Origin of the sequence: Haemophilus influenzae, assembly GCF_019703545.1 — a bacterium.
Lineage (GTDB): Bacteria > Pseudomonadota > Gammaproteobacteria > Enterobacterales > Pasteurellaceae > Haemophilus > Haemophilus influenzae_E.
Map to the genome: position 1 here is coordinate 109,166 of NZ_AP018771.1, position 26,219 is coordinate 135,384.

The 26,219-nt window shown below is 36.4% G+C and carries 24 protein-coding genes, 1 pseudogene and 1 riboswitch; of the genes and pseudogenes, 7 read left to right on the forward strand and 18 right to left on the reverse strand.

The window, feature by feature from the left end; translation table 11 throughout:
* Nucleotides 1-17 precede the first annotated feature (17 nt).
* The 10 genes from acrA to K6J66_RS00565 all read right to left on the reverse strand — a co-directional run bounded on the left by acrA (nt 18) and on the right by K6J66_RS00565 (nt 11,120).
* Nucleotides 18-1,214 (reverse strand): multidrug efflux RND transporter periplasmic adaptor subunit AcrA, encoded by a 1,197-nt coding sequence (gene acrA / locus K6J66_RS00520; protein WP_192876828.1) that lies wholly within the window; start codon nt 1,212-1,214, stop codon nt 18-20.
* 31 nt (nt 1,215-1,245) lie between these two features.
* Nucleotides 1,246-1,809, reverse strand: a complete 564-nt coding sequence (gene acrR / locus K6J66_RS00525) for an efflux transporter AcrAB transcriptional repressor AcrR (RefSeq protein ID WP_005651448.1) — start codon at nt 1,807-1,809, stop codon at nt 1,246-1,248.
* A 241-nt stretch (nt 1,810-2,050) separates the two neighbouring features.
* Nucleotides 2,051-3,298, reverse strand: a complete 1,248-nt coding sequence (gene rhlB, locus K6J66_RS00530) for an ATP-dependent RNA helicase RhlB (RefSeq protein WP_038440139.1) — start codon at nt 3,296-3,298, stop codon at nt 2,051-2,053.
* Nucleotides 3,299-3,414: 116 nt separating this feature from the next.
* Nucleotides 3,415-3,621, reverse strand: a complete 207-nt coding sequence (yacG, locus tag K6J66_RS00535) for a DNA gyrase inhibitor YacG (RefSeq protein WP_005645697.1) — start codon at nt 3,619-3,621, stop codon at nt 3,415-3,417.
* Nucleotides 3,614-4,234: a dephospho-CoA kinase gene (coaE, locus tag K6J66_RS00540; RefSeq protein WP_038440140.1), complete on the reverse strand. Its 621-nt coding sequence runs from the start codon at nt 4,232-4,234 to the stop codon at nt 3,614-3,616. The genes yacG and coaE overlap by 8 nt, the downstream gene beginning before the upstream one ends.
* Nucleotides 4,235-4,304: 70 nt before the next feature.
* Nucleotides 4,305-5,570, reverse strand: coding sequence for a serine hydroxymethyltransferase (gene glyA / locus K6J66_RS00545; RefSeq protein WP_005631268.1), 1,266 nt, complete (start codon nt 5,568-5,570; stop codon nt 4,305-4,307).
* A gap of 123 nt (nt 5,571-5,693) precedes the next feature.
* On the reverse strand, nt 5,694-6,983 hold the full coding sequence (gene purD, locus K6J66_RS00550; RefSeq protein WP_038440141.1) for a phosphoribosylamine--glycine ligase: 1,290 nt from the start codon (nt 6,981-6,983) through the stop codon (nt 5,694-5,696).
* 94 nt (nt 6,984-7,077) lie between these two features.
* Nucleotides 7,078-8,676: a bifunctional phosphoribosylaminoimidazolecarboxamide formyltransferase/IMP cyclohydrolase gene (gene purH, locus K6J66_RS00555; protein WP_038440142.1), complete on the reverse strand. Its 1,599-nt coding sequence runs from the start codon at nt 8,674-8,676 to the stop codon at nt 7,078-7,080.
* Nucleotides 8,677-8,863: 187 nt separating this feature from the next.
* A complete protein-coding gene (locus K6J66_RS00560; protein ID WP_005655793.1) occupies nt 8,864-9,268 on the reverse strand; it encodes a DoxX family protein in 405 nt (134 codons plus the stop codon).
* Between the two features lie 112 nt (nt 9,269-9,380).
* Nucleotides 9,381-11,120, reverse strand: coding sequence for a protein-disulfide reductase DsbD (locus K6J66_RS00565; protein ID WP_038440143.1), 1,740 nt, complete (start codon nt 11,118-11,120; stop codon nt 9,381-9,383).
* Nucleotides 11,121-11,311: 191 nt separating this feature from the next.
* Between K6J66_RS00565 and arcA the strand changes: the two genes are divergently transcribed.
* Both arcA and K6J66_RS00575 read left to right on the forward strand, forming a co-directional pair.
* A complete protein-coding gene (arcA, locus tag K6J66_RS00570; RefSeq protein ID WP_005659073.1) occupies nt 11,312-12,022 on the forward strand; it encodes a two-component system response regulator ArcA in 711 nt (236 codons plus the stop codon).
* A gap of 176 nt (nt 12,023-12,198) precedes the next feature.
* Nucleotides 12,199-12,309, forward strand: a riboswitch (glycine riboswitch).
* A 110-nt stretch (nt 12,310-12,419) separates the two neighbouring features.
* On the forward strand, nt 12,420-13,790 hold the full coding sequence (locus tag K6J66_RS00575; RefSeq protein WP_038440144.1) for an alanine/glycine:cation symporter family protein: 1,371 nt from the start codon (nt 12,420-12,422) through the stop codon (nt 13,788-13,790).
* Between the two features lie 58 nt (nt 13,791-13,848).
* Here K6J66_RS00575 and K6J66_RS00580 read toward each other — a convergent pair whose 3' ends face one another.
* Both K6J66_RS00580 and ispB read right to left on the reverse strand, forming a co-directional pair.
* Nucleotides 13,849-14,586 (reverse strand): epoxyqueuosine reductase QueH, encoded by a 738-nt coding sequence (locus tag K6J66_RS00580; protein ID WP_005655786.1) that lies wholly within the window; start codon nt 14,584-14,586, stop codon nt 13,849-13,851.
* Nucleotides 14,587-14,635: 49 nt separating this feature from the next.
* Entirely contained in the window at nt 14,636-15,625 is a 990-nt protein-coding gene (gene ispB / locus K6J66_RS00585) for an octaprenyl diphosphate synthase (RefSeq protein WP_038440145.1), read from the reverse strand.
* 214 nt (nt 15,626-15,839) lie between these two features.
* Between ispB and rplU the strand changes: the two genes are divergently transcribed.
* The 4 genes from rplU to cgtA all read left to right on the forward strand — a co-directional run bounded on the left by rplU (nt 15,840) and on the right by cgtA (nt 18,630).
* Entirely contained in the window at nt 15,840-16,151 is a 312-nt protein-coding gene (gene rplU, locus K6J66_RS00590; protein WP_005655781.1) for a 50S ribosomal protein L21, read from the forward strand.
* A gap of 20 nt (nt 16,152-16,171) precedes the next feature.
* Entirely contained in the window at nt 16,172-16,429 is a 258-nt protein-coding gene (rpmA, locus tag K6J66_RS00595) for a 50S ribosomal protein L27 (protein ID WP_005539872.1), read from the forward strand.
* A gap of 80 nt (nt 16,430-16,509) precedes the next feature.
* Nucleotides 16,510-17,430 (forward strand): DMT family transporter, encoded by a 921-nt coding sequence (locus K6J66_RS00600; protein WP_005655779.1) that lies wholly within the window; start codon nt 16,510-16,512, stop codon nt 17,428-17,430.
* A gap of 27 nt (nt 17,431-17,457) precedes the next feature.
* Entirely contained in the window at nt 17,458-18,630 is a 1,173-nt protein-coding gene (gene cgtA / locus K6J66_RS00605) for an Obg family GTPase CgtA (protein ID WP_038440146.1), read from the forward strand.
* Between the two features lie 72 nt (nt 18,631-18,702).
* On the opposite strand, the gene ndk is transcribed toward cgtA, so the two are convergent.
* A complete protein-coding gene (gene ndk / locus K6J66_RS00610; protein WP_038440148.1) occupies nt 18,703-19,125 on the reverse strand; it encodes a nucleoside-diphosphate kinase in 423 nt (140 codons plus the stop codon).
* A 9-nt stretch (nt 19,126-19,134) separates the two neighbouring features.
* On the reverse strand, nt 19,135-20,439 hold the full coding sequence (pepB, locus tag K6J66_RS00615; protein WP_038440149.1) for an aminopeptidase PepB: 1,305 nt from the start codon (nt 20,437-20,439) through the stop codon (nt 19,135-19,137).
* A 148-nt stretch (nt 20,440-20,587) separates the two neighbouring features.
* Here pepB and K6J66_RS00620 point away from each other — a divergent pair, with 148 nt between their 5' ends.
* The gene (locus tag K6J66_RS00620) at nt 20,588-21,814 is read left to right on the forward strand and encodes an O-antigen ligase family protein (RefSeq protein WP_038440150.1); all 1,227 of its coding nucleotides are present in this window, start codon (nt 20,588-20,590) and stop codon (nt 21,812-21,814) included.
* A gap of 35 nt (nt 21,815-21,849) precedes the next feature.
* Here the strand turns inward: K6J66_RS00620 and rfbB are convergent, their stop codons facing one another.
* The 4 genes and pseudogenes from rfbB to K6J66_RS00640 all read right to left on the reverse strand — a co-directional run.
* Nucleotides 21,850-22,854, reverse strand: coding sequence for a dTDP-glucose 4,6-dehydratase (gene rfbB, locus K6J66_RS00625; RefSeq protein ID WP_038440151.1), 1,005 nt, complete (start codon nt 22,852-22,854; stop codon nt 21,850-21,852).
* Between the two features lie 71 nt (nt 22,855-22,925).
* Nucleotides 22,926-24,341, reverse strand: a complete 1,416-nt coding sequence (wbaP, locus tag K6J66_RS00630; protein WP_038440152.1) for an undecaprenyl-phosphate galactose phosphotransferase WbaP — start codon at nt 24,339-24,341, stop codon at nt 22,926-22,928.
* Nucleotides 24,334-25,248, reverse strand: coding sequence for a sialyltransferase SiaA (gene siaA / locus K6J66_RS00635; protein WP_077643866.1), 915 nt, complete (start codon nt 25,246-25,248; stop codon nt 24,334-24,336). Before siaA ends, wbaP begins: the two co-directional genes overlap by 8 nt.
* Nucleotides 25,249-25,353: 105 nt before the next feature.
* A pseudogene (locus K6J66_RS00640) lies at nt 25,354-26,199 on the reverse strand (EpsG family protein); the annotation flags it as partial.
* Nucleotides 26,200-26,219 lie beyond the last annotated feature (20 nt).

Consider the following 26,219-nt stretch of genomic DNA (forward strand, 5'->3'; position numbering starts at 1 on the left):
TCGGATTTCCTCATACATTAAAGTGGTGTTTTATGTGCAGGCTCTACTGCACCCACAATGTCTTTTTTAATCCATTCCACAAGACTTCCATTACCAATACCTTGCTGACCGCCTGTAATAATTTTATCTCCCGCTTTAACTTCATTTCCCTGTAATTGAGCATGAACACCTTGACGATCTTTAGTAAATACGGTGATCTGTTTCGCACGATAGAGACGATCCAATTTTTCATTACCTGACATTTTTCCTTTTTCTTCTTCAGATAATGGTTCAAGTAAATAGGCAATTTCGCCATACATATTGTAGCTAATAGCTACTTGTGGAACGACAACTTGATTTGTTTCAGTTGGAAGTGCAATGCGTAAGCGAGAGAACATACCTGAAAGCAATTTATGCCCATCTTCAGAATCAAAAGTAGCCTGAACATCAACTAAACCTGTTGATGAATTAATGGCAGGTTCAATCGCAGTGATTCGAGCTGAAAATGTTTCGCCCAAGCGAGCATCTGTTGTCGCTGTAACGCGCTGACCGATATGTAATTTATCTAAATCATTTTGTGAAAGAGCAAAATCCACTTTCATTGAGCTAGTATCTTCTACACGCACAATTTCTGTTCCAACATTCACATATTGACCAACGTTTACTTTCACAATACCTGCTTTGCCATCAAATGGCGCAACAATTTTACGACGTTCAATTGCTGCTTTTAGAGATTCAATACTAGCTACTTGAGCATCATAAGCCGATTTTGCGTTATCCATTTCTTGACGTGATACAGCATTGCTATTTAATAAGCCCACATAACGTTGGTAAGTTTGACGAAGTGCTGATAATTGTGCCTGAGCAGCTTGTAGATTAGCTCGTTCAACAGAACTATCAAGTTCCACAAGCACCTCACCTTTTTTCACATTTTGTCCATTTTGAACAAGTACTTGTGAAACCGCGCCCGCATTTTGTGTACTGAGCATCACACCTTGATTTGGACGCACAAGACCTGTTGTGTTAATAACTGGCGTCCACTCACGTGGTTGTACTTCAAGTGCGGTCACTGGGCTTGAAGGTTCTGGCATTTCTGCAATTGCTCGGCTTATCATTACGCCTTTTATCATATTAAAACCGATGACACCGACAAAAATTAAGACAAATACCACTAAAATTATTTTCATCAAGAAAATATGTGAGCGTTTTGGTCTTTGATGTTGAGTTTGACTCATGTTTAAAGCTCCGTTATAAAAATAACAACAATTATTTCTGAATCGCACGCCAAGAGCGTTCAATCACAGATTCTAAAATTTCAGGCTTAAGATCGAAATCGATAAATTTTGCATCAGAGGCTAAATTTATCGCCGTTTTCAAACTTAATAAAAAGAGAATATCTTCAGATAATTCCGCTAATAAGCCAGCTTTTTGTGCTTGATGACAAAATAAATCCCAACGGCAATTTTTAATGTTTTTACAAATATCCTTGAAATTCGGCAAAGATTCATATTGCTTTAAATTGGATAGAATAGTGGGATTTTCTTGTAAGAAATACCAAATGTTTTTCCACATTTGTCGATACTGTTCGAAAAAAGGCTTAGTTTCATCAAAATCTTTTTCAAGCGTTGCCATAAACATTGAAAACACTCTGTGTGCAAATTGTTCGAGCAACTCATCTTTGTTTTTAAAATAAAGGTAAATCGTTCCTGCGGCCACATTTGCTTCTTTCGCAAGTTTGTGCATAGAAAGTTGATTCAACCCTTCTCTTGCCATTAAACGATCTGTCGCTGAAAAAATCTGTTCGGCTAAGTCTGTTTTAGCTTGTCGCATAAGATCCTTGAGTAAAATAAGGAGCAATAATTGCTCAAAAATGAATGAGCGTTCATTTTATTTATTTTTTGTTTTTTGGCAAGTTAAAAAACAAAAAACGTAACAATACTTATCTGTAGGTAAGCCGTAAACCCACAAGATGAATGATGAACAAAGGAGGATATAAAAAATAGGAATATAAAATGCAGTCAAAATTAACCGCACTTTTCATCATTAAATAAACGCGTGGACTGAAGCCCACCTATTTTGTGTGATAAGAACGATGTCTTGTATGTCCTTGCGGTGGCACCGCACGTTTTAACCGATACGGTTTCGGCAGTTCAAGCAAGGCTTCTGTTTCATATTGGCTCACAGGGATAGAATGGCCAATATATTCTTCAATTGCTGGTAAATTCATCGCATATTCTTCACAAGCGAAACTAATCGAAACACCACTTTCCCCTGCTCGTCCAGTGCGGCCGATTCGGTGAACATAATCTTCTCTATCATCGGGTAAATCATAATTGAAAACATGCGTCACATCAGAAATATGCAAGCCACGAGCGGCCACATCTGTTGCCACTAAAATATCCAAATCACCATCAGTAAATTGTTTTAATAACGATAAACGTTTTTTCTGTGCTACATCGCCAGTCAGTAAACCGACACGATGCCCATCAGCAGCCAAATAACCCCAAATTTCTTCACAACGATGTTTCGTATTCGCAAACACAATACAACGCTCAGGCCATTCATCTTCCATTAAGGTTAAGAGAAGTGCCATTTTATCCTGATTAGATGGATAAAAAAGTTCTTCTTTAATGCGATGACCTGTTTTTTGTTCCGGTTCAATTTCAATATATTCAGGGTCATTCATATCCTCGAATGCTAATTCACGCACTTTATAAGAAAGCGTCGCTGAAAATAACATCGTTAAACGAGATTGCGGAACGGGGCATTTACGCAATAAATAACGAATATCACGGATAAATCCAAGATCGAACATTCGATCCGCTTCATCTAGCACGACAACTTGAATTTCATCTAAACTAATTACGCCTTGTTTTACATAATCAATGACTCGCCCCGTCGTACCAATCAAAATATCTACGCCACGCTCAATCGCTTGTAGTTGTTTGTCATAACCATCGCCACCATAGGCAAGTGCGGTCTTTAATCCACTCGCTTTTGCAAGAAATTTAGCGTCATTACTAATCTGCACCGCTAATTCTCGAGTAGGTGCTAAAATCAAAGCTCTTGGGTGAGGATATTCCAGATTAGGATCTTGGTGAGTTAAAAGATGGTGAAAAGTAGCCGTTAAAAAAGCCATTGTCTTGCCTGTACCAGTTTGAGCTTGTCCTGCGACATCTCGTCCATTTAAACTGATAGGCAAGGATAAAGCCTGAATTGGGGTACAAAAATCAAAGCCTTTTTTTACCAAAGCATCTCGTACAATCGGATGTAGAGAAAGATCGGAGAATCGTTGTTGGCTTAAATAATCTTGTTGCATAAAAATCACATTTTAGAATAATAAAATTACGTTTAGCATAGCATTTTTAGGAAAAATCCTCAAAAAAGCACCGCACTTATAAAAATTAACCGATAGGGTTTCCTATCGGTTAATCTCTATTTAATGCTCCATTCGTCACTCACATTTGGATCCATTGCAAAATCAGCAGTATCACTTGGAATCGCTTTTTCTTCAGCCGCCCATTCGCCAAGATCGATTAACTGGCAACGTTTGCTACAAAAAGGTCGAAAAGTACTTTCATTTGTCCAAGGCACAGATTTTTGGCAAATCGGACAAGGTACTTCAATTATTTCGTCAGACATTTTTATTTTCCGCTTGTTGTAAATAAAACTGGTGCAATTCTAGCACCTTTTTCTGCAAGTGCGGTAAGTTTTGAGCCAGATCAGAATCATTGTTAATCACATCATCCGCCCATTTTAAACGCTCTTGTTGAGAAACTTGAGAATTCATAATTCGTTGAATTTGCTCAAAATTATTATTATCTCGTTGAGCTGAACGAGCAAGTTGAGTTTGTGGACTTACATCCACCACCAAAATACGATCACAAAGTGCGGTCAATTTATTTTCTATTAATAAAGGGACGACAAATAATGTGTAAGGCACAGTTTGTTCAGCGAGTTGTTGTTTCATACGTTCACGAATAGCGGGATGTAAGAGATTATTTAACCACTGTTTTTCTTCATCATGATGAAACACTATTTCACGTAAAGCTGCACGATTAAGTTCTCCTTGATCCGTTAAAATTTGAGCACCAAAATGTTCAACAATTTTTGACAATAAGGGGGAATCTTTCGCGACGACTTCTCTAGCAACCACATCCGCATCCACTAGAGGTACGCCAAGATCAGCAAATAAATTAGCAATCGTTGTTTTACCACTACCAATGCCACCAGTTAAGCCAACAATATAACTCATATAATTTCCCATAAAAAATAAGCGGCGATATTAATCGCCGCTAACCATATAATCAACGAAATAAAATAAATCATTTCGGATAAACTGGAAGACGTTTACAAATTGCTAATACTTTTTCTTTAGTTTCAGCAATCACTTGTTCTTCATTTTCTTTGCCTAAAGCATCTAAAACATCACACATCCAGCCAGCTAATTCACGCACATCATTTTCATTGAAACCACGGCGAGTTACCGATGGTGTACCTACACGGATACCAGAAGTGACGAATGGTTTTTGCGGATCATTTGGTACTGCATTTTTATTCACGGTAATATTTGCTTTGCCTAAAGCTGCATCTGCTGCTTTACCTGTTAATCCTTGTTTAATAAAACTTACTAAGAACAAGTGGTTTTCAGTACCATTTGACACAACATCATAACCACGTTGTTTAAATACCTCAACCATTGCTTTCGCATTTTTGATTACATTTGCTTGGTATGCTTTATATTGAGGCTCTAATGCTTCTTTAAAGCAAACTGCTTTTGCCGCAATAATATGAACTAATGGACCACCTTGATTTGCAGGGAAGACGGATGATTGTAATTTTTTGTAGATTTCTTCATCACCACAAGATGAAAGAATTAAACCGCCACGCGGACCGCCTAATGTTTTGTGGGTAGTAGTGGTTACAACATGTGCGTGCGGAAGTGGATTTGGATATAAACCCGCTGCAATTAATCCTGCTACGTGTGCCATATCGACAAATAAATACGCCCCCACTTCATCTGCGATTTCACGCATTTTCGCCCAATCCACAACTTGTGAATAAGCCGAGAAACCCGCAACGATAAGTTTTGGTTTACATTCTAATGCTTTTTGACGAACATCTTCATAATCAATTAAGCCATCCGCAGTAATTCCATAAAGTACGGAGTTATAAATTTTGCCAGAGAAACTGACTTTTGCACCGTGAGTTAAGTGCCCACCGTGAGCCAAATCCATACCTAAAATAGTATCGCCTGCATTAATCAATGCACCATACACTGCAGCGTTTGCTTGTGAGCCAGAGTGCGGTTGAACATTCACGTAATCTGCACCAAATAATTCTTTCGCACGGTCAATTGCTAACTGTTCCACAATGTCAGCATACTCACAACCACCGTAATAACGTTTACCTGGATAGCCTTCTGCGTATTTATTAGTGAATTGTGAACCTTGAGCTTCCATCACACGCGGACTCGCATAGTTTTCAGATGCAATGAGTTCGATATGTTCTTCTTGACGACGATTTTCATCTTGGATCGCTTGCCACAATACCGGATCGTAATCAGCGATAGTCATATTTCTTGTAAACATTGTGTTCTCCTCTTATGTAATTTATGGCAGATAGTTTAACTGTTTATGGATAAAAATTTAATTAAAATTTCATTCCTAAATTTTCATCACTTAAATGAAATTAATTCATCATAATGATATGGATTATTTTTGCAACTCTCGTTCCACAGCCCTGTAACCAATATCTCGACGATAAAAACGCCCAGACCATTGAATTTGCTCAGCCAGTTTTAACGCTTTCTGTTGTGCCTCAAATACGCTTTCACCTAATGCAGTCACACAAAGTACACGACCGCCGTTTGTGACTAGCTTGCCTTCTTGTTCTGCGACACCCGCTAAGAAAACTTTCTCGTTTTTGACCGCACTTTTAGGCAATCCGCTGATTTCATCGCCTTTACGATAATCTTTTGGGTACCCCTCTGCAGCCAATACGATACCTAAAGAAGCTCGTGGATCCCATTGTGATATTACTTCATCTAATTTGCCGTCACATGCTTTAAGACAGAGTTCAACAAGGTCTGATTTGAGACGTAGCATTATTGGCTGCGTTTCTGGATCGCCAAAACGGCAGTTAAATTCGATCACTTTCGGCTGCCCATTTGGCATAATCATTAATCCTGCATATAGGAAACCCGTGTAAACATTGCCTTCCGCTGCCATGCCATTAACGGTTGGGTAAATCACTTCCTTCATAATGCGACTATGAATTTCGGGTGTTACTACTGGTGCAGGCGAATACGCGCCCATACCGCCTGTATTTAACCCCGTATCATTTTCGCCCACGCGTTTATGATCTTGGCTAGTCGCCATAGGTTCTACGTTTTTACCATCTACCATGACGATAAAACTTGCTTCTTCGCCATCTAGAAATTCTTCAATCACTACTCGGCTGCCCGCTTCGCCAAAGGCATTACCAGAAAGCATATCACGTACTGCATCTTCGGCTTCTTGCAATGTCATCGCAACGATTACGCCTTTACCCGCCGCCAAACCATCCGCTTTAACGACAATTGGTGCGCCTTTCTCACGTAAGTACGCCAATGCTGGTTCGACTTCGGTAAAGTTTTGATATTCCGCTGTTGGAATTTTATGACGAGCAAGGAAATCTTTAGTGAATGCCTTTGAACCTTCCAATTGCGCAGCCGCTTTAGTTGGCCCAAAAATCTTCAATCCAGCTTCACGAAATGCATCAACTACCCCAATCACTAAGGGGGCTTCAGGACCAACAATGGTTAATCCAATTTGTTTATCTTGAGCAAATTTCACTAATGCGGGAATATCTGTCGCAGAAATATTCACGTTTTCTACTTTGTGTTCCAATGCAGTACCAGTGTTACCCGATGCGACAAAAACTTTATCTGCTAATGGAGATTGTGCAGCTTTCCAAGCCAAGGCGTGTTCACGACCGCCGTTTCCGATGATGAGGATGTCCATGTTGTAGTCCTTGCGTATGCCTAATTTAAAAAAAGTGCGGCTATTTTTTACCTGCAATTCCCTCTCTTTTGTAAAGAGGGAATAGTTAGATAAATTAATGTCTAAAATGTCGCATCCCAGTCAATACCATCACCATATTATGTTCATCCGCCGCATCAATGACTTCTTGATCGCGCATTGATCCACCTGGATGGATCACACATTGAATCCCCACTTTCGCCGCTGCATCAATGCCATCACGGAATGGGAAGAAAGCATCAGATGCCATCACACAACCAGCCACTTTTAAACCTTCATCTTGTGCTTTAATACCTGCAATCTTCGCAGAATATACGCGGCTCATTTGACCTGCACCAATGCCAACAGTTTGATTATCTTTAGCGTAAACAATGGCATTAGATTTCACAAATTTTGCCACTTTCCAGCAGAACAATAAGTCTTTTAATTCTTGTTCAGTTGGCTGACGTTTACTCACCACTTTTAAATCATCCAAACCAACCATACCTAAATCAGCATCTTGTACTAATAAACCACCATTTACACGTTTGAAATCTAAACGTTCAGAACGTGAGGTCAATCCTCCACATTCAAGCAAACGGACATTTTTCTTGCGTTGCATTACTTCTTGCGCTTCAGCAGAAACTTTCGGTGCAATAATCACTTCGACGAATTGGCGTTCCACAATTTCATTTGCTGTTTTTTCATCTAATTCACGGTTAAAAGCAAGAATTCCGCCAAATGCAGACGTTGGATCGGTTTGGTAAGCGCGATTATAAGCGTCTAAAATATCTTTACCTAACGCCACACCACATGGATTGGCATGTTTAACGATTACGCAAGCTGGATCGTCAAATTCTTTCACGCATTCAAGTGCTGCATCAGTGTCGGCAATATTATTGTAAGACAAGGCTTTACCTTGCAGTTGATTAGCTGTAGCCACGCTCGCTTCTTTCACATTTAAATCAACATAAAATGCCGCATTTTGATGGGCGTTTTCGCCGTAACGCATAGTCTGTTTACGCACGAAGTTAAGGTTTAAAGTTCGTGGGAATTGACCGCACTTCGCATTCGCCTCTTCTTCCTCTGCAATATGATAAGGTTTTACTAGCTGACCGAAATAGTTGGCAATCATAGAATCATATTGAGCGGTATGTTCAAATGCTTTAATCGCAAGGTCAAAACGAGTTTCAAAAGTTAGGCTGTTTTGGTGTTTATCCATTTCTGTAAGAATGGCGTTAAAATCATTATTATTAACTACGATTGCTACATCTTTATGGTTTTTCGCCGCAGAACGCACCATTGTTGGCCCCCCAATATCGATATTTTCTACCGCATCAGTCAAGGTGCAACCTGGTTTAGCAACGGTAGCTGCAAAGGGATATAAATTCACAACAACCATATCAATGCCTTCAATACTATGTTGTTGCATAATGGCATCATCTGTACCACGACGACCAAGAATCCCGCCATGTACTTTGGGATGTAAGGTTTTCACTCGACCGTCCATCATTTCTGGGAAACCTGTGTAATCAGACACTTCCATTACAGGTAAACCATTTTGTGCTAAAAGTTTTGCCGTTCCACCTGTTGAAAGTAGTTTTACACCACGTTTAACTAAACCTTGAGCAAACTCTACAATACCCGTTTTATCAGACACACTCAGTAAAGCCTGACGAATTGGACGATCTGCCATTGTATTTTCCTTTCATTAAATAGTTAAAAATAAGCGATGAGAATTATAACGCAAACGTTTGCTTAAATATAGAAAAGATTAAATATAATTTCTTAAAGTGCGGTAAAAATACGATAAATTTCAGGCATAAAAAAGCCCACATAAATGTGGGCAAAAATAAGGATAAAATTATGAAACTACAACTAAACTACTTTTTAAAAAACTTATTATCTAAAGCACAAGCACCTGCGCCAGAAAATACAAAATATAGAAAGAGAAGTGAGTAAAGTAATGCAAGTTCGCCGCCATTTGCAATTGGGAAAAATAGATTTCCTTTTCCTGCTACGTGCATAAAGAAATAGGCATATGCCATTTCCCCTGACAAAATAAACGCAGCTTGGCGTGTAAATAAACCTAAGATTAATAAAATGGAACCAACAATTTCAATTACGCCTGCCACTAGTAGCATTGGATCGCCTACTGCACCATTTCCTCCAGTCATAGAAATTGGAAATTCCAAAAATTTTGCCGTGCCGTGTAAAATAAACATATAAGCGACAACGATACGTAAAAATGCCAAGAAATACGGGCGATATTTTTCAAGATTGTTCATTTTGCTTTCCTTTTGTTTAAAGATGAATTAAAACGGCGTCATATTAATCTTTAACGGATAGTCAAACAATAATTAAAATTGAAAAATACTTTTTACCAAAAGTAAAAAATAACTAAAGTAGCTTTTCAATCCAATTAGAAAAAGCATCAGCATCCATAAAGCCCGTTACTCTACTTCCTTTAATTTCATTATTTTGCTGATCAAAAAATAAAATCGTAGGCAATCCCATCACATTAAAGCGTTCCATTAATGCTTTATTTTCTGGGCTATTCTTTGTCATATTCACTTGTAACAATAAGATATTTTGAAATTGCTGTTGCACTTGTGGATCTGAAAACGTCAGCTTTTCAAATTCTTTACAAGCAACACACCAATCCGCGTATAAATCCAACATAGCAATTGAATGCGGATTTTCCGCTAAAGTGCGGTCAAGTTCTTCAGTATTTTTAATTTGCTTAAATTTAACTTGAGAAACAGGCATATTTTCTACCGCACTTTGTGTTGTAGTTTGAGTTTGCCAAATCCAATTTTGCAGGGGTTGTACAGTAACCATAGCCAACGCAAAACTAATAATTTTAATAGCATAGCCAAAACCGTTCTTAGACATCTGCAACGCAAACCAAATAAAAAATACTGTCGCTAACCCAGCCCATAAGCGAGGTTCCCATACTTCAGGCAAAATTCGAGAAAGTAAAAACACAGGTAACGCTAACATCACAAAGCCGAATGTTTGTTTCACTGTGTTCATCCACTCACCTGATTTTGGCAAAATTTTATTACCAAACAATGTGATTAACATTAGCGGCACGCCCATACCAAGAGCGAGCAAATAAAGGGTTGCAGCGCCTGTGAATAAATCGCCACTTTGCGCCACATAAAGTAAAGCACCAGAAAGTGGCGCAGATGTACAAGGCGATGCCACCAGCCCAGCAATCATTCCCATCGCAAAGGAACCGCCAAAAGCACCTGAGGTTTGTTTTTGGCTCCATGTATTCAATTTATTTTGTAAGCTATTTGGCAATTGAATAGTAAATAAGCCAAACATTGAAAGGGCAAGCACAACAAATAAAATAGAAAGCCCGATCATCACATAAGGATGTTGCAAGGCGATTTGAAACGGTAAACCGATGGCTGCCACTGCAAGACCTAACAAAGTGTAAGTCAGAGCCATGCCTTGAACGTAAAGAAAAGCTAAACTAAACGCTCGCATCATATTTGGACGTTGTTGCTGACCGATAACAATAGCAGAAAGCAACGGTAACATTGGCAATACGCAAGGCGTAAAAGCCAGTCCCAATCCTAATAAAAAGAAACCAAAAATTGTCCATTTACTATGGAATAAACCATCAGCTAAACGATCTTGTTCAGATAAAAGTGCGGTATTTTTTTCAACTGTTTTTTCGACAATTTGCTCTTGAGAAACCGCTAAATCCCCAATTCGTAATACTTTAGTTTCAGGCGGATAGCAAAAACCTTCGGTACATCCTTGATAAGTGATTTCAACCTTATCATCAGCATTATTAAATGTGCCCCTAAATATGCCATCAATTGAGTGAGTAAAAACTTTTACTTCGCCAAAATAAGGATCTTGATGTAACTCCGCCGCCTGTTGGGTATATAAAGAGAGAGGATTTGATTTACCGACTAACTCAGCACTAATTTTATCTTGATACAAATAATAGCCATCGGCAATATCCCAATGGGCTTGTAACTGGCTTTTATCTGTAGATAAAGTAGCAGAAAAAGCAAAAGCATCATCTACTTTTAAAAAGGTTTGTTTTTTATCGAATAAACCTGAATTAGCCGCAAAAGCGGTGAAAATCAGCGTAAAAAAAAGAAAGAGTTTTTTCATAGAATTGAGTATAAAAATATAGATTCTCGAAATTCTATCATAAAGAAAGTTGAATACCTAAAACTATGATTTAGATCACAAAAAGGAAAATCAAGTAAAAAATTACCGCACTTTTTTATTGTTACAATAATGTTGCACAGATAGAATGATAGCTTTGATAGCATACGCCAAAATAAGTATAAGGATGGAAAATGACTACTCCAAAAATTCTCGTTGTTGAAGATGAAATTGTCACTCGAAATACGCTTAAAGGGATTTTTGAAGCGGAAGGATATGATGTGTTTGAAGCAGAAAATGGTGTTGAAATGCATCATATATTGGCAAATCATAATATTAATTTGGTTGTGATGGATATTAATTTACCAGGTAAAAACGGCTTATTATTGGCAAGAGAACTCCGTGAAGAATTAAGCTTACCTCTTATTTTTTTAACTGGTCGAGATAATGAAGTGGATAAAATTTTAGGTCTGGAAATTGGTGCCGACGATTATTTAACCAAACCTTTTAACCCTAGAGAACTGACTATCCGCGCACGTAATCTATTGCATCGCACAATGTCGCATCAAGAAAAAGAAAATACATTTGGTCGAGAATTCTATCGTTTTAATGGTTGGAAATTAGACCTAAATAGCCACAGTTTAATTACACCAGAAGGACAAGAATTCAAACTTCCTCGCAGTGAATTTCGTGCAATGTTACATTTCTGTGAAAATCCAGGAAAATTGCAAACGCGCGAAGAATTGCTGAAAAAAATGACGGGACGAGAGTTAAAACCTCAGGATCGTACCGTAGATGTCACAATTCGACGTATCAGAAAACATTTTGAAGATCATCCAAATACTCCAAATATCATTATGACTATACATGGAGAAGGCTATCGTTTTTGCGGAGATATTGAATAAAGTGATTTTTCCACATAAAAATTCCTTTTTGAAATTCATTTCCTATTTTGTTAGAATCCGCACACTTTTCAGTATCTAATGGAAAGTGAGTTCGGATGAAGGTAGCTGGAGAGCGGGGAATTGACCCCACACCGACGATGTAAAATCTTTCAGGTGCGATGGCAGGGACTGTTACTGGACGAACCCTTGGAGAGATCCATTTTAGAAATGGACGCCGAAGGCGCAAAAGAGCGGTTAATTTTTCAATCGTTTTTCAAACGCTCAGGCAAAAGGACAGGGGCAAAAGGCAATCTATCGTAAGTGTGGAAATTATTTATTTTTTACCGCACTTTCTTTTCCATTGTATCTTTTCGTCTTCTTGTCGTGTTTATTTTTGATTTAAACGACGAGGAATCACATGACAATTGAGTCAATTCTTTCAGCTATTGATAGCTTTATTTGGGGCGCACCTCTACTTATATTATTATCTGGTACAGGACTCTATTTAACGTTACGCTTAGGCTTTATTCAAATTCGCTACTTACCACGCGCACTAGGTTATTTGTTCAAAAAAGATAAAGGTGGAAAAGGGGATGTTTCCTCTTTTGCCGCACTTTGTACCGCATTAGCAGCAACAATTGGAACGGGTAATATTGTGGGCGTTGCAACTGCGGTACAAGCAGGTGGGCCAGGGGCTATTTTTTGGATGTGGCTGGTTGCTTTGTTAGGAATGGCAACAAAATATGCCGAATGTTTACTCGCAGTTAAATATCGTGTTCGTGATAAGAATGGCTTTATGGCTGGCGGCCCGATGTATTACATTGAACGCGGACTAGGTATTAAATGGCTGGCAAAATTATTTGCATTATTTGGTGTAATGGTGGCCTTTTTCGGAATAGGTACATTCCCACAAGTGAATGCAATTACTCACGCAATGCAAGACACTTTTAACATTCCCATTTTAGTTACAGCAATTATTGTTGCACTTTTAGTCGGCTTAATCATTCTTGGCGGAGTTAAACGTATCGCAACCACATCATCAGTAATTGTGCCGTTTATGGCGATTTTATACGTCACGACTTCACTGGTTATTATCCTTTTGAATATAGAAAAAGTACCAGATGCGATTTTATTGATTATTGATAGTGCTTTTGATCCGCAAGCTGCATTAGGCGGTGTCGTAGGGCTTACTGTAATGAAAGCGATTCAATCAGGCGTCGCTAGAGGCATTTTCTCCAATGAATCAGGTTTAGGAAGTGCGCCAATTGCAGCCGCAGCGGCACAAACTCGTGAGCCTGTCCGTCAAGGTTTAATTTCTATGACAGGAACATTCTTGGATACCATTATTGTTTGTACGATGACGGGGATTGTATTGGTATTAACTGGAGCTTGGAATAACCCTGAATTAGCGGGTGCAACAGTAACAAACTACGCCTTTGCACAAGGTTTAGGCACATCAATTGGTGCAACGATTGTAACAGTTGGCTTATTATTTTTTGCATTCACGACTATTTTAGGTTGGTGTTACTACGGGGAACGTTGTTTCGTTTATCTTGTGGGTATTCGTGCGATAAAAATATATCGCTTAACCTATATTATATTGGTTGGTTTAGGGGCATTCTTACACTTAAATTTAATATGGATTATCGCCGATATTGTAAATGGTTTGATGGCTTTCCCAAATCTTATCGCGCTTATTGGATTGCGAAAAGTGATCGTTGAAGAAACAAAAGATTATTTTCAACGTTTAAAAATTAATCATTATGATCAAGATGAAGTGATAAAATAGTTAAATAAAAGGTGCTGTTCAGCAAATTCTGTGAAACAGCACCTTTATTTTTCTATTTTTAATCAGCACTATAATATAATTTTCCGATTTCAATTTTTTGACGACCCGTATCTTCTCGCCATTTATTACTATCACGTAAAGAATACACACAACCGCAATATTCTTGTTGATAGAATCGCTCACGCTTACTAATCTCAATCATACGCTGTGAACCACCTTCCTTGCGCCAGTTATAATCCCAATAAACAACATCATCATATTTTTCCGCCGCACGATGCCCACAGCCATTGATTTGATTCATATCTTTCCAGCGAGAAATTCCCAAGCAACTAGTAAATACAGGGAAACCGTGTTTATGTGCATATTCAGCCGTTTTTTCAAAACGCATATCAAAACACATAGTACAACGAATGCCTCTTTCAGGCTCCCACTCCATTCCTTTGGCACGATCAAACCAATTTTGACGATCGTAATCAGCATCAATAAATGGAATACCAAATTTTTTTGCAAAACGGATATTTTCTTCTTTACGAATCAAATATTCTTTGAGTGGATGAATGTTTGGATTATAAAAATAAATTGTAAATTCAATGCCTGATGCAAGAATTGCTTCCATCACTTCGCCAGAGCAAGGCGCACAACAAGAATGCAAAAGGAGCTTATTGTGTCCATCTGGCAACTCAAGTTTTTCACGAATAAAAGGTGCGTTAGGATCCTTACGGATTTTTTGTTTTCGCGGTTTAGCTTGAAAATTGACCGCACTTATTTCTAGTTTAGGTTGAAGTTCTGTATTCATAAAGTTTAATTAAAATTAATGGGTTCAAGTATATAAGCTAAATTATGGACTAATAATTTCTATCCACAGACAAATATGCCAATGAAATCAAGGCTTGTTTGTATTCACTTTCTAGCAAAATTTCGATTGCATCCACTGCTTTTTGAGCCTCTTCTTTTGCACGATTCATCGCATAATCTAAAGACTTATGCTCAGCCATAATAGCTAATACTTCATCAATAGCTTCACGTTTACCGCCTTGCTCAATCGCTTCGCGAATTAAAGCTGCCTGTTGAGCATTACCATGACGCATAGCATGTAGCAGAGGAAGGGTTGGTTTTCCTTCAGCTAAATCATCGCCTACATTTTTACCTAGAGCTTGCGCATTTGCACTATAATCCAATACATCATCCACGAGCTGGAATGCAGTGCCAAGATAACGCCCATAATCTTGTAAAGCCTTTTCTTGAGCTTCAGTCCCACCTGCCACAATTGCCGCAGCCTGACCAGCCACTTCAAACAAACGAGCAGTTTTGCTATAAATTACACGCATATAATTAGTTTCGCTCGTTTCAGGATCATTAACATTCATTAGCTGCTGAACTTCGCCTTCCGCTAAAACGTTAGTCGCATCCGCCATAATACTTAAAATTTTCAATGATTCTAATTGTGCAACTAATTGAAATGCACGCGTATAAATAAAATCGCCTACCAACACACTCGCCGCATTGCCAAATTCAGCATTCGCCGTAGCACGCCCACGACGCATATCAGATTCATCTACTACATCATCGTGTAATAAAGAAGCGGTATGAATAAATTCAACAAAAGTAGCACAAGTAATTGAATTAGATCCTTCGAACCCTAAAGATCGAGCTGCAAGCACTGCGATCAACGGGCGTATCCGCTTACCGCCACCTTGAACAATATAAAAACCTAACTGTCCTATTAGCGGTACATCTGAATTAAGCTGAGCAAGAATATTTTGATTAACTTTTTGCATATCGGGATCTGCAAGTTTTTGGATCTCGTCTATGCTCATAAGATCTTGTTTCTTCATTTTTTCATCAATTATTAGTCAAAAGTGCGGTGCATTTTACCCGAATTTTCAGACTTTCTGAAATCAATCCGCAAATGAAGGGAATTTTTTTATTTTATTGTAAATAAATTCTTGCCATAGGTAGGATTTTTCCGTAGAATTTGCCACCTATTTTATATGAATTTTTAAGTGTGGACTGTTAAAAAGCAGGGAAACACAATTAAGCGGAGTATTTATGTACGCAGTTTTCCAAAGTGGCGGTAAACAACACCGTGTGAGCGAAGGTCAAGTTGTTCGTTTAGAAAAACTTGAACTTGCAACTGGCGAAACAGTTGAGTTCGATTCTGTGTTGATGGTCGTTAATGGTGAAGATGTTAAAATTGGTGCACCAGTAGTTGCTGGCGCAAAAGTAGTGGCTGAAGTTGTTGCACAAGGTCGTGGCGAGAAAGTTAAAATCGTTAAATTCCGTCGTCGTAAACACAGCCGTAAACAACAAGGTCATCGTCAGTGGTTCACAGAAGTGAAAATCACTGGGATTCAAGCATAATTTCAGAGGAGATCAAGTAGATGGCAACTAAAAAAGCTGGTGGTTCAACTCGTAACGGTCGCGATTCTGAAGCTAAACGCCTTGGTGTTAAACGTTTCGGTGGCGAGTCTGTATTAGCAGGTAGTATTATTGTTCGCCAACGTGGTACTAAATTCCACGCAGGTAATAACGTAGGAATGGGAAGAGATCACACCTTATTCGCAACCGCAGATGGTAAAGTGAAATTTGAAGTAAAAGGCGAGAAAAGCCGTAAATACGTAAGTATTGTTACTGAATAATTTAAAATCTATTCCATTGAAACGCCCTACAATTTTGTGGGGCGTTTTGTCTTTCTTAATTTCACATAAGTGAGAACGCAATGAAACAACAACCTTTACTAGGCTTTACCTTTGCACTTATTGCTGCAATGGCTTGGGGGTCATTGCCTATTGCTTTGAAACAAGTTTTGTCTGTAATGAATGCGCAAACTATCGTATGGTATCGTTTCATTATTGCTGCAGTTTCATTATTGGCTTTACTTGCTTATAAAAAACAATTACCTGAATTAATGAAAGTTCGCCAATATGCGTGGATTATGCTTATTGGAGTAATTGGTCTTACCGGCAATTTTCTATTATTTAGTAGCTCGCTGAATTACATTGAACCGTCAGTTGCACAAATTTTTATTCATTTATCCTCTTTTGGAATGCTCATCTGCGGTGTACTGATCTTCAAAGAAAAATTAGGGTTACACCAAAAGCTCGGGCTTTTCTTATTGTTAATTGGTCTAAGTTTATTCTTTAATGATCGTTTTGCTGTATTTTCTGGACTAAATAAGTATTCAACAGGTGTCATTTTAAGTATAGGGGGCGCTCTTATTTGGGTCGCTTATGGAATGGCGCAAAAATTAATGTTACGTAAATTTAATTCACAACAAATCTTGCTAATGATGTATTTAGGTTGTGCCATAGTCTTTATGCCGATGGCTGAATTCTCGCAAGTGCAAGAACTCACACCTTTAGCTCTGATTTGTTTTATTTACTGCTGTTTAAATACCTTAATTGGATACGGCTCTTATGCGGAAGCTCTTAATCGTTGGGATGTATCAAAAGTCAGCGTTGTTATCACTCTTGTACCTCTTTTCACAATCCTATTTTCCCATATTGCCCATTATTTTAGCCCAGTAGATTTTGCAGCCCCAGAATTGAATAATATTAGCTATATTGGCGCATTTGTTGTAGTATGCGGGGCAATTTTATCCGCAATTGGACATAAATTATTACCGCATAGAACTCATTAAAGTGCGGTTTATTTTGGAGAAGTTTTAATGAAATTTATTGATGAATCCCTTATTAGAATTGAGGCTGGGGATGGTGGCAACGGTTGCGTAAGTTTCCGTCGAGAAAAATTTATTCCGAAAGGTGGCCCTGATGGTGGCGACGGTGGCGATGGTGGCGATGTCTATTTACAAGCCGATGAAAACCTCAATACCTTAATTGACTACCGTTTTAATAAACGCTTTGCGGCAGAGCGTGGAGAGAATGGACGGAGTTCAGATTGTACAGGACGTTGCGGTAAAGATATTATTTTACCTGTTCCCGTAGGAACTCGTGCTATTGATAACGACACCAAGGAAACCTTGGGAGATTTAACCCAACACGGTCAAAAAATGTTGGTAGCCAAAGGTGGTTATCACGGTTTAGGGAATACCCGTTTCAAATCATCGGTAAACCGTGCACCGCGTCAAAAAACAATGGGAACACCAGGCGAAAAACGCGATTTATTATTGGAATTAATGCTACTTGCTGATGTAGGAATGCTCGGTTTACCTAATGCGGGCAAATCCACTTTTATTCGTGCCGTTTCAGCAGCCAAACCAAAAGTTGCAGATTATCCATTTACTACCTTAGTACCAAGTCTCGGTGTTGTGAAAGTAGATGACTCACACAGTTTCGTAGTGGCAGATATTCCTGGATTAATTGAGGGCGCAGCAGATGGTGCTGGGCTAGGAATTCGCTTTTTAAAACATTTAGAACGTTGTAGAGTGCTTATTCATTTAGTCGATATTGCGCCAATTGATGGCTCTAATCCAGCAGATAATGTGGCTATTATTGAATCTGAACTTTTCCAATACAGTGAAAAATTATCAGAAAAACCACGCTGGTTAGTATTCAATAAAATTGACACGATAAGCGACGAAGAAGCTGAAGAGCGAGCCAGAGAAATTGCTGAACAATTAGGTTGGGAAGAAGACTATTACCTGATTTCAGCGGCAACAGGGAAAAATGTTCCACCACTTTGTCGTGATATTATGGACTTTATCATAGCGAATCCACGCGAAGCTGAAACACAACAAGTTACACCTGAAGAAGTAAAATTCAAATGGGAAGATTATCATCAGGAACAACTAGCTGAGCATCAATTTGATGATGACGAAGATTGGGATGATGATTGGACCGAAGAAGATGATGAAGGAATTGAGTTCATCTATAAACCTTAAGAAAGTCTAATTTTATAAGCATTAAAAATTTAAAAGCACTTAAACTATTGTTTAGGTGCTTTTTACTATCAATCAATGCTCAAAAATTTCAGAATCAGTAAAGAAATAAGCAATTTCACGATTTGCACTTTCCACACTATCTGAACCATGAACCGAATTCTCACGCTGATTTAATGCAAACTCTTTACGAATTGTCCCTTCTGCTGCAGTTTCTGGATTCGTTGTACCAATCAAAGTGCGGTAATCTTTCACTGCATTTTCTTTTTCAAGAACAGAAACCACTATTGGTGAAGACATCATATATTCAACTAAAGGCGCAAAAAATTCTTTGCCTTGGTGTTCTGCATAAAAGCCTTCAGCCTGCTCACGAGTTAAGCGTACCATTTTAGAAGCGATGATTTCAAAACCATTTTGCTCAAAACAAGTTAAGATCGCCCCAATTAGATTACGCTTTACCGCATCAGGTTTAATAATCGAAAAAGTTCTTTCTGTCATCACATCTCCTTACTTCAATGATCTTGATAACATTAAATTTGCTAAAGTTTGCACACCAATTCCTGTTGCCCCAACAGCCCATAAATCACTACCAGATTTACGATAAGTCGCGGAGCAATCAATATGCAACCAATTTTGTTTATAATTTTTTACAAAATACGATAAAAATGCCGTTGCTGTGCTTGCCCCAGCTCCAACTGGAACCGAACCAATATTAGCAATATCGGCAAAAGATGAATTAATTTGTGAACGATGAAAATCTTCAAATGGTAAACGCCAGAAAGGTTCATTTTCTGCTTGTGCGGATTGGAAAAGATTTTTCACAAGTTCATCATCCATAGATAATACAGAATGATAGTCGTTTCCTACAGCCACTTTTGCTGCGCCAGTTAAAGTCGCGCAATCAATAATAAAATCTGGATTTTGACTATCCGCTTCAATTAATCCATCAGCTAACACCAAACGACCTTCCGCATCAGTATTCAGCACTTCTGCGCTCACGCCATTTTTATAAGTAATAATATCGCCTAGCTTAAAGGCATTATTGCTTACCAAATTCTCTGCACAACATAAATACAATTTAACACGTTGATTTAATCCACGAGCGATAGCGAAACCTAAAGCCCCTGTTAATAATGCTGCCCCGCCCATATCAGTTCGCATTGTACTCATTCCGTCACTTGGTTTAATGCTGTAGCCGCCACTGTCAAAGGTAATCCCCTTGCCAACTAAACAAGCTAACACGGGCGCATTCGGATCTTGTGTTGGATTAAAATCAAGTTGCAACATAGCGGGCAAGTTAGCAGAGCCTTTCCCTACTGTCCAAATTCCGTAATAACCTTGTTGCTCAAGTTCCTCGCCAGAAATAATCTTAAAACTTACCGCACTTTTTTCATTATAAATGTCCGCTTGGTTTAAGATAAATTCAGCCGCACGCTCCGCTAATTTAACTGGCGTTAAACTTTGTGCTGGTTCATTAATAATTCCACGCACAAAATCGCCACATTCAATACGCGCTAACAATTCATCTTGCGGTTCATCATCTAAATGTGGAAACTCAATCGCGTAATCTTGTTTTGCGGTATAAAAACCTTGATAAAACGCCCAGCAAAATTCTAAATCCCATCCTTCACCGACTAATTCCACATCTTTAATCCCCTGCCCACGCAATTTACGAGCAACTTGTTGAACTAAAGTGCGGTCAGTTTTTTCATTATTTTTTAAATGAATCGTAGCTTTATTAGAGTCAAAGCTCAAAATAGCATTTTTTCCCCAAGCGTCATTCGCTAAGCTATTTGAAAGTGTAATTTGCATATTATTCCCCCATATATAAACAAAATAAATTTAGAAACTATACCAGTTTTATGCCTAATTTCACATCATTCCATCATGAATAACAAGCATTTTACAAATATTTAAGGTAGAATCTACTAAATTTAAGTTTACACATGCTTTTATTCGTATGATTCAAGAAAAACATCTAACGTTTATAATTAACCTCTTAGTTTCTCTATTTTTCTTAACCGTTTTAATCATTCCAAAGGGTTATAACTATGCGCCAATAATATTAAGCGCAATTGGATTGATTTATTTCATACCATTAAAGAAAAAACTATCTTTTAGCTCTGAAGATAAAAAACTGATTTTTTCTTTTTTATTTTATTTTTTCACATTCTTATTATCTATCATTATCAATAAAGATGGAATTAGAGAAATAGATAATCCAAGCCGACTTCTTTTATTCATTCCTCTACTACTTTTATTCAAAAATTTTCCAATAAAAAGGAAAACAATTTTATACGCAATTCCTTCTAGTGCATTAATTACAGGATGTGTTGCGTTATTTCAGAAATTTGCATTAGGATATGAAAAACCGTTTCCTGAAACAATGCATATACAAATGGGCAACATTGCGATCTCTTTAGCCACATTCAGCATTGTTATCACTCTTCACTTCTTCATCAAAAAACAATATAAATCTACATTATTTGGGTTTGTAGCCATTATACTTGCTATCATGACTAGTGCATTATCTGGGGCTAGAGGTGGATGGATTGGCTTACCCGTTGTAGTTGGTATAATTTTATTTCTATACAAAGAATTCATTAATAAGAAACTTATTATAACTTTAATCGCCATTATTACCATTGGATTAACCGCACTAATTACCAGTCCTAAATTCGGAATTGAAAAACGATATAACTCAGCAAAATCAGATATTGTTAGCTATTTAGAAAAAAACAATAGAAATACCTCATTAGGTGCCAGATTTGACATGTGGGAAAATGCCTTAATTGCTATAAAGGAAGCGCCTATCTTTGGCCATGGGAGTGATGGATACGATGAGTTTAGACATAAACAAGTAAAATCTAAACAAATGGCTAAAACCACTTTAAATTTTGGAAGTTTACATAATCAATATTTAGAATCTTGGGTGAAACGTGGTTTAGTTGGATTTATAGCATTAATCCTGATTATTCTAACTCCAATATTTTTCTTTATTAAAAATTTAAACACCCATAATTTAGAAACAAAATGTATTTGTATTTTAGGAATTATACATATTGTTTCCCATATATTTTATTTCACAAGCCAGTCATTCTTGGCTCATAACTCAGGCAATATTTTTTACTTCTTCAACTATCTTATATTTTATTGTCTAATAAAAAGAGAAAAAATCACAAGATAGATAAACATTCTTATCTTTTACCCTATTTAAGAAGATTAACTGTTAAACAAATACCATTGTACTGTCTGGCTAAGTCCTCGTTCAAAGGTTATTTTCGGTTGCCAACCTAATTCTGCATGAATTTTGGAACAATCCAATGAATATCGCACATCGTGACCAGGTCGGTCTTTTACAAAAATAATTAAATCATCGTAATACTTAATATTATTAGGCTTATTTGGTGCAAGTTCTTCGAGTAATTGACAAATTGTTTTAACCACTTCAAGGTTTGTTTTTTCACAATTTCCACCGATATTATAGTTTTCCCCGATTCGACCTTTTGTTAAAACTAAATATAAGGCTTGAACATGCTCTTCCACAAATAACCAATCGCGAATCTGCTGCCCATCACCATAAATTGGCAAAGGCTTCCCCATCAGTGCATTTGAAATCACTAAAGGGATGAGTTTTTCCGGATGTTGGTAAGCTCCATAGTTATTGGAACTGTTTGTAATAATCACCGGCAAGCCATAAGTGCGATGCCAAGCATAAACTAAATGATCACTCGCTGCTTTTGATGCTGAATAAGGGCTGCTTGGATGATAAGGAGAATATTCGGTAAAAGCAGGTCCTGAAAGAGATAAATCACCATAAACTTCATCAGTAGAAATATGGTGGAATCGAAAGGTCGTTTTTTTAGCTTCGTCTAAGGTATGCCAATAATTCTTAGCAACCTCTAACAACGTATAAGTACCAACAATATTGGTTTGAATAAAATCAGCTGCTCCAGAAATAGAACGATCGACATGACTTTCTGCCGCCAAATGCATCACTGCATCAGGCTGATATTTCTCGAAAACGCTTTCTATCGCCTTAAGATCACAGATATCAATTTGCTCAAAAGCATAGCGAGGATTATTTTCAACCTCTTTCAAAGCTGATTGATTTGCCGCATAGGTCAGTTTATCAATATTGATAACGGAATCTTGAGTCTGATAAATGATATATCGAATAAGAGCGGAACCGATGAAGCCGGAACCGCCGGTGATTAAAATATTCATCTTGTTGAGTTAATAAATTTAAAGTAATACAAATAGAAGAAATCTCGCTTAAGAAATAATTAAATAAAACATTAATAAGCTCCATCTCGTTTTAAAACTACATTTACAGTTTTGAACAAAATAGCAATATCATTCCAAAGTGACCAATTTTTTACATACCAAGAATCAAAATAAACGCGAGTATTATAATCGACATTATTACGTCCGCTGACTTGCCAAAGCCCTGTCATACCGGGTTTTGCCATTAAGTAATAATCTACGTTTTCTTCATAACGCTCTAGCTCATCAATTACAATTGGGCGAGGCCCAACTAAACTCATTTCACCTTTTAAAACATTAAATAATTGAGGTAATTCATCTAAACTTGTTTTGCGAATAAAAGCACCGATTTTAGTAATTCGAGGATCATTCTTTAATTTAAAATCTTTTTCCCATTCTGCTCTTGCTTGAGGATCTGTTCTTAGCAATTCATCAAGCACCTCTTTGGAATTTACAATCAAGGATCTAAACTTTAAGCAGTTAAATGTCTTCCCATTACGACCAATTCGAGGATGTCCATAAATAGCATTACCACCATCTTTTTTTACTGCAAAATACAGATAAAGCAACACAGGGGAAAATATAATAATAATAGCTAAGGAACCAACAATATCCATGGTTCGTTTCAAAATACGAGAAGATAGTTTAGCCAAATTATTATTCATTCGTAATAACATCATTTCGTGGCTAAACATAAAAGACATGTCCGTACTATATAAAGGTAAGCCTCTCAATGTAGGAATAACAGAAACAGAACGATATCCATTTGTGGAAAAATAACGTAACCAATTATTTCTATCTACCTCTTCATCATCTTCCAATGCAATAATAAATTGATCTGTTTTTTTAGTTACTGATGTCCAAGAGGACATATTATTTAACATAGGAATATTTAATTCCTTTACATTATTACTAATATTAGAAACTGAAATAAAATACGTAACATGAAACCCTAAATAAGGTTCATCTCTTAATGCATTATAAACATCAAAAGCATTATCCCCAGAACCAATCACAATTGTATCTCTAAGAAACCAACCTGATTTTATAAGAAATTTCTTTACTAAAACCCTCGCCAATGGAAAAAGTAGAAAGGTAATCCCCCATATAAGCACCCATAAATAGCGAGAGAAATACAATTTAGAAAATGCAACAATTGCAAGTTCAAAAACCGCAAAGATAAGAAGTGTTCTAAAAATCTCTTTTAACTCAAACCAAAAAGGTTTTCTATAAGTATAATGTCTTAGCCTAATAGCAAACCATCCAACACAAAGAAAACCTAAAAGCGTATGAATGTAATATCTATCATCTATTTCGTAAATAGGTAAATATTGATCATATCCATGATGATAATAGGATATTATTAGTAAAGATAATGAAAAAGAAGCATTAAATGTAATAAAATCTAATAAAGCTAAAATAAATTTAGACAAAAATAACTTATTCATATTCTATTCTTCCAAATTTTGATAATAATTTATGGTGTATTTTTGTACCATAAAAAATAATATTTTCTTTTGGGTATACATATACAGCCGTTGAGAAAATTGTTACCACTTTTTCAAATCTTATGCCTAATACATCTAAAATCTCAGATGGGTAATTTTCACTAAAAACCTCAATATTAGGGAAATAATTTCGATAGTTTGTAGTTTCTCTTGGATGTGTTTTAATTACAAGTTTCTCTTGATCATAATTTCCTATGATAGTTTTATAAAGAGCGATTTTCTCTTCCTCAGTTAAAACATTATCTTCTGAAAGTGGCTGTGTAAATAAAACGATACTTTTATGCTTTAAATTTTCTAATTTATTTTTATCTACACTTAGTAAAAATAAAATCTCATCTTGCTCTTCTTTTGTTTTATTTTTCCAAAGTTGATGAATATTAATTACTTCAACTTTTTCTTTAATACAATCAGGAATATTATCATTCCTTGTTAAATAAATTTTCTTAACATTTTTATGCATTCCAAATTTAGGTAGTGAAAACAATCTATTTTTTAAACTTCTTTTATAATTTTTAGTTTGATAGTTCTCAGTGCCATCTTCAATTAAATAAAAAAGACATTTACTTAAAAAAAATGAAGAGCCTAAAATATGGTCAGCACCATAAACAACAGTTTTTTTAAATTCTATTCTATTTTTATAACAAAAATATATTAATTTAATTTCAGAAATAATTTTTTTAAATAGTAAATCAAAGATAGAATAAGCACTATGAAACTCAAATGCAGATTTAATTTTAGATTCAACTTTATTAGAAAATATAAAAACATCCCCTAATCTCCTTTTATCTATAAGAAGAAATAAAAATAACATCCTCATACTACTGATAATTATTACTCTTTTATTCATTCTCCCTCCTGAAATATGTTAACTGTCTTATAGTTTAATTCATATGGAAAATAATTTAGCTTATTAGTTAACAGATGAATATCATGAATATTCTTAACAAAAATACTAAGTTAGAAAAAACATATATAAAATAATAAGTAATCTATTTCTCTTAAATTTTAAGTTACAAATTAGAACAGAGAAAAATATTGCATAAGATACCAATAAAATTCCTGAAACCCTATTTGCTAACACTCCCACATTAGAGAATATAAAGAAAAGACTAACATATAAGAGCAGTAAGTTAGAATAAGTATAGGGGATTCTTTTATAAAATAGGAATAGTATAAATAACATTATTGCTCGTTGCATGTAAGGTATAGCAGACATTTTTAAATTTGCATCATGCTTATTAAAATAATAGTGAAACACCCATCTAAAAACAGCCACATTAGAGAAATTCTCATTACACCACTTAATAACTATACCTATTAAGTCAAAAGAAGATATAAATAATACAATTACAACCATGTAAAATAGAACAGATACTTTAAATTCTTTTCTTATAAAAAAATAAAGCGGAATAAGTATAATGGCTATCTTATGAAATAGCGAGGCTAAAATAACCAACAAAGTATACCTAAATAATTTATCCTCATGGATCAGTGTGATAGCATAATATATTATGCACATTGCCACACCTTGTCTGTGCACACTAAAAATATATTCTAAAAATATAAAAGAATAGAAAATAAGCAACTGTATATTTCTATATAAACCAGTATTGTTTATTGCCTTATATAGAAAAAGGAACATTGCAAAGACATAAAAAACAAGAAAAACAAGGTGTTCATCAGTAAAGTATTTAATTACTGATTCAAAAAACAAATAACCATACTCAATATCATGAACATTATCCTTAAAATAAGAAATTGATATCTTATTTATTGGTAACACTTGTTTAAATAATTCTTCATATTGAAAATACTCTT

Excerpts from the sequence above, each read along its gene's own strand:
- acrA (WP_192876828.1), bottom strand. The coding sequence starts at position 1,214 with ATGAGTCAAACTCAACATCAAAGACCAAAACGCTCACATATTTTCTTG.
- acrR (WP_005651448.1), bottom strand. The coding sequence starts at position 1,809 with ATGCGACAAGCTAAAACAGACTTAGCCGAACAGATTTTTTCAGCGACA.
- rhlB (WP_038440139.1), bottom strand. The coding sequence starts at position 3,298 with ATGCAACAAGATTATTTAAGCCAACAACGATTCTCCGATCTTTCTCTA.
- yacG (WP_005645697.1), bottom strand. The coding sequence starts at position 3,621 with ATGTCTGACGAAATAATTGAAGTACCTTGTCCGATTTGCCAAAAATCT.
- coaE (WP_038440140.1), bottom strand. The coding sequence starts at position 4,234 with ATGAGTTATATTGTTGGCTTAACTGGTGGCATTGGTAGTGGTAAAACA.
- glyA (WP_005631268.1), bottom strand. The coding sequence starts at position 5,570 with ATGTTTACAAGAAATATGACTATCGCTGATTACGATCCGGTATTGTGG.
- purD (WP_038440141.1), bottom strand. The coding sequence starts at position 6,983 with ATGGACATCCTCATCATCGGAAACGGCGGTCGTGAACACGCCTTGGCT.
- purH (WP_038440142.1), bottom strand. The coding sequence starts at position 8,676 with ATGGCAGATCGTCCAATTCGTCAGGCTTTACTGAGTGTGTCTGATAAA.
- K6J66_RS00560 (WP_005655793.1), bottom strand. The coding sequence starts at position 9,268 with ATGAACAATCTTGAAAAATATCGCCCGTATTTCTTGGCATTTTTACGT.
- K6J66_RS00565 (WP_038440143.1), bottom strand. The coding sequence starts at position 11,120 with ATGAAAAAACTCTTTCTTTTTTTTACGCTGATTTTCACCGCTTTTGCG.
- arcA (WP_005659073.1), top strand. The coding sequence starts at position 11,312 with ATGACTACTCCAAAAATTCTCGTTGTTGAAGATGAAATTGTCACTCGA.
- K6J66_RS00575 (WP_038440144.1), top strand. The coding sequence starts at position 12,420 with ATGACAATTGAGTCAATTCTTTCAGCTATTGATAGCTTTATTTGGGGC.
- K6J66_RS00580 (WP_005655786.1), bottom strand. The coding sequence starts at position 14,586 with ATGAATACAGAACTTCAACCTAAACTAGAAATAAGTGCGGTCAATTTT.
- ispB (WP_038440145.1), bottom strand. The coding sequence starts at position 15,625 with ATGAAGAAACAAGATCTTATGAGCATAGACGAGATCCAAAAACTTGCA.
- rplU (WP_005655781.1), top strand. The coding sequence starts at position 15,840 with ATGTACGCAGTTTTCCAAAGTGGCGGTAAACAACACCGTGTGAGCGAA.
- rpmA (WP_005539872.1), top strand. The coding sequence starts at position 16,172 with ATGGCAACTAAAAAAGCTGGTGGTTCAACTCGTAACGGTCGCGATTCT.
- K6J66_RS00600 (WP_005655779.1), top strand. The coding sequence starts at position 16,510 with ATGAAACAACAACCTTTACTAGGCTTTACCTTTGCACTTATTGCTGCA.
- cgtA (WP_038440146.1), top strand. The coding sequence starts at position 17,458 with ATGAAATTTATTGATGAATCCCTTATTAGAATTGAGGCTGGGGATGGT.
- ndk (WP_038440148.1), bottom strand. The coding sequence starts at position 19,125 with ATGACAGAAAGAACTTTTTCGATTATTAAACCTGATGCGGTAAAGCGT.
- pepB (WP_038440149.1), bottom strand. The coding sequence starts at position 20,439 with ATGCAAATTACACTTTCAAATAGCTTAGCGAATGACGCTTGGGGAAAA.
- K6J66_RS00620 (WP_038440150.1), top strand. The coding sequence starts at position 20,588 with ATGATTCAAGAAAAACATCTAACGTTTATAATTAACCTCTTAGTTTCT.
- rfbB (WP_038440151.1), bottom strand. The coding sequence starts at position 22,854 with ATGAATATTTTAATCACCGGCGGTTCCGGCTTCATCGGTTCCGCTCTT.
- wbaP (WP_038440152.1), bottom strand. The coding sequence starts at position 24,341 with ATGAATAAGTTATTTTTGTCTAAATTTATTTTAGCTTTATTAGATTTT.
- siaA (WP_077643866.1), bottom strand. The coding sequence starts at position 25,248 with ATGAATAAAAGAGTAATAATTATCAGTAGTATGAGGATGTTATTTTTA.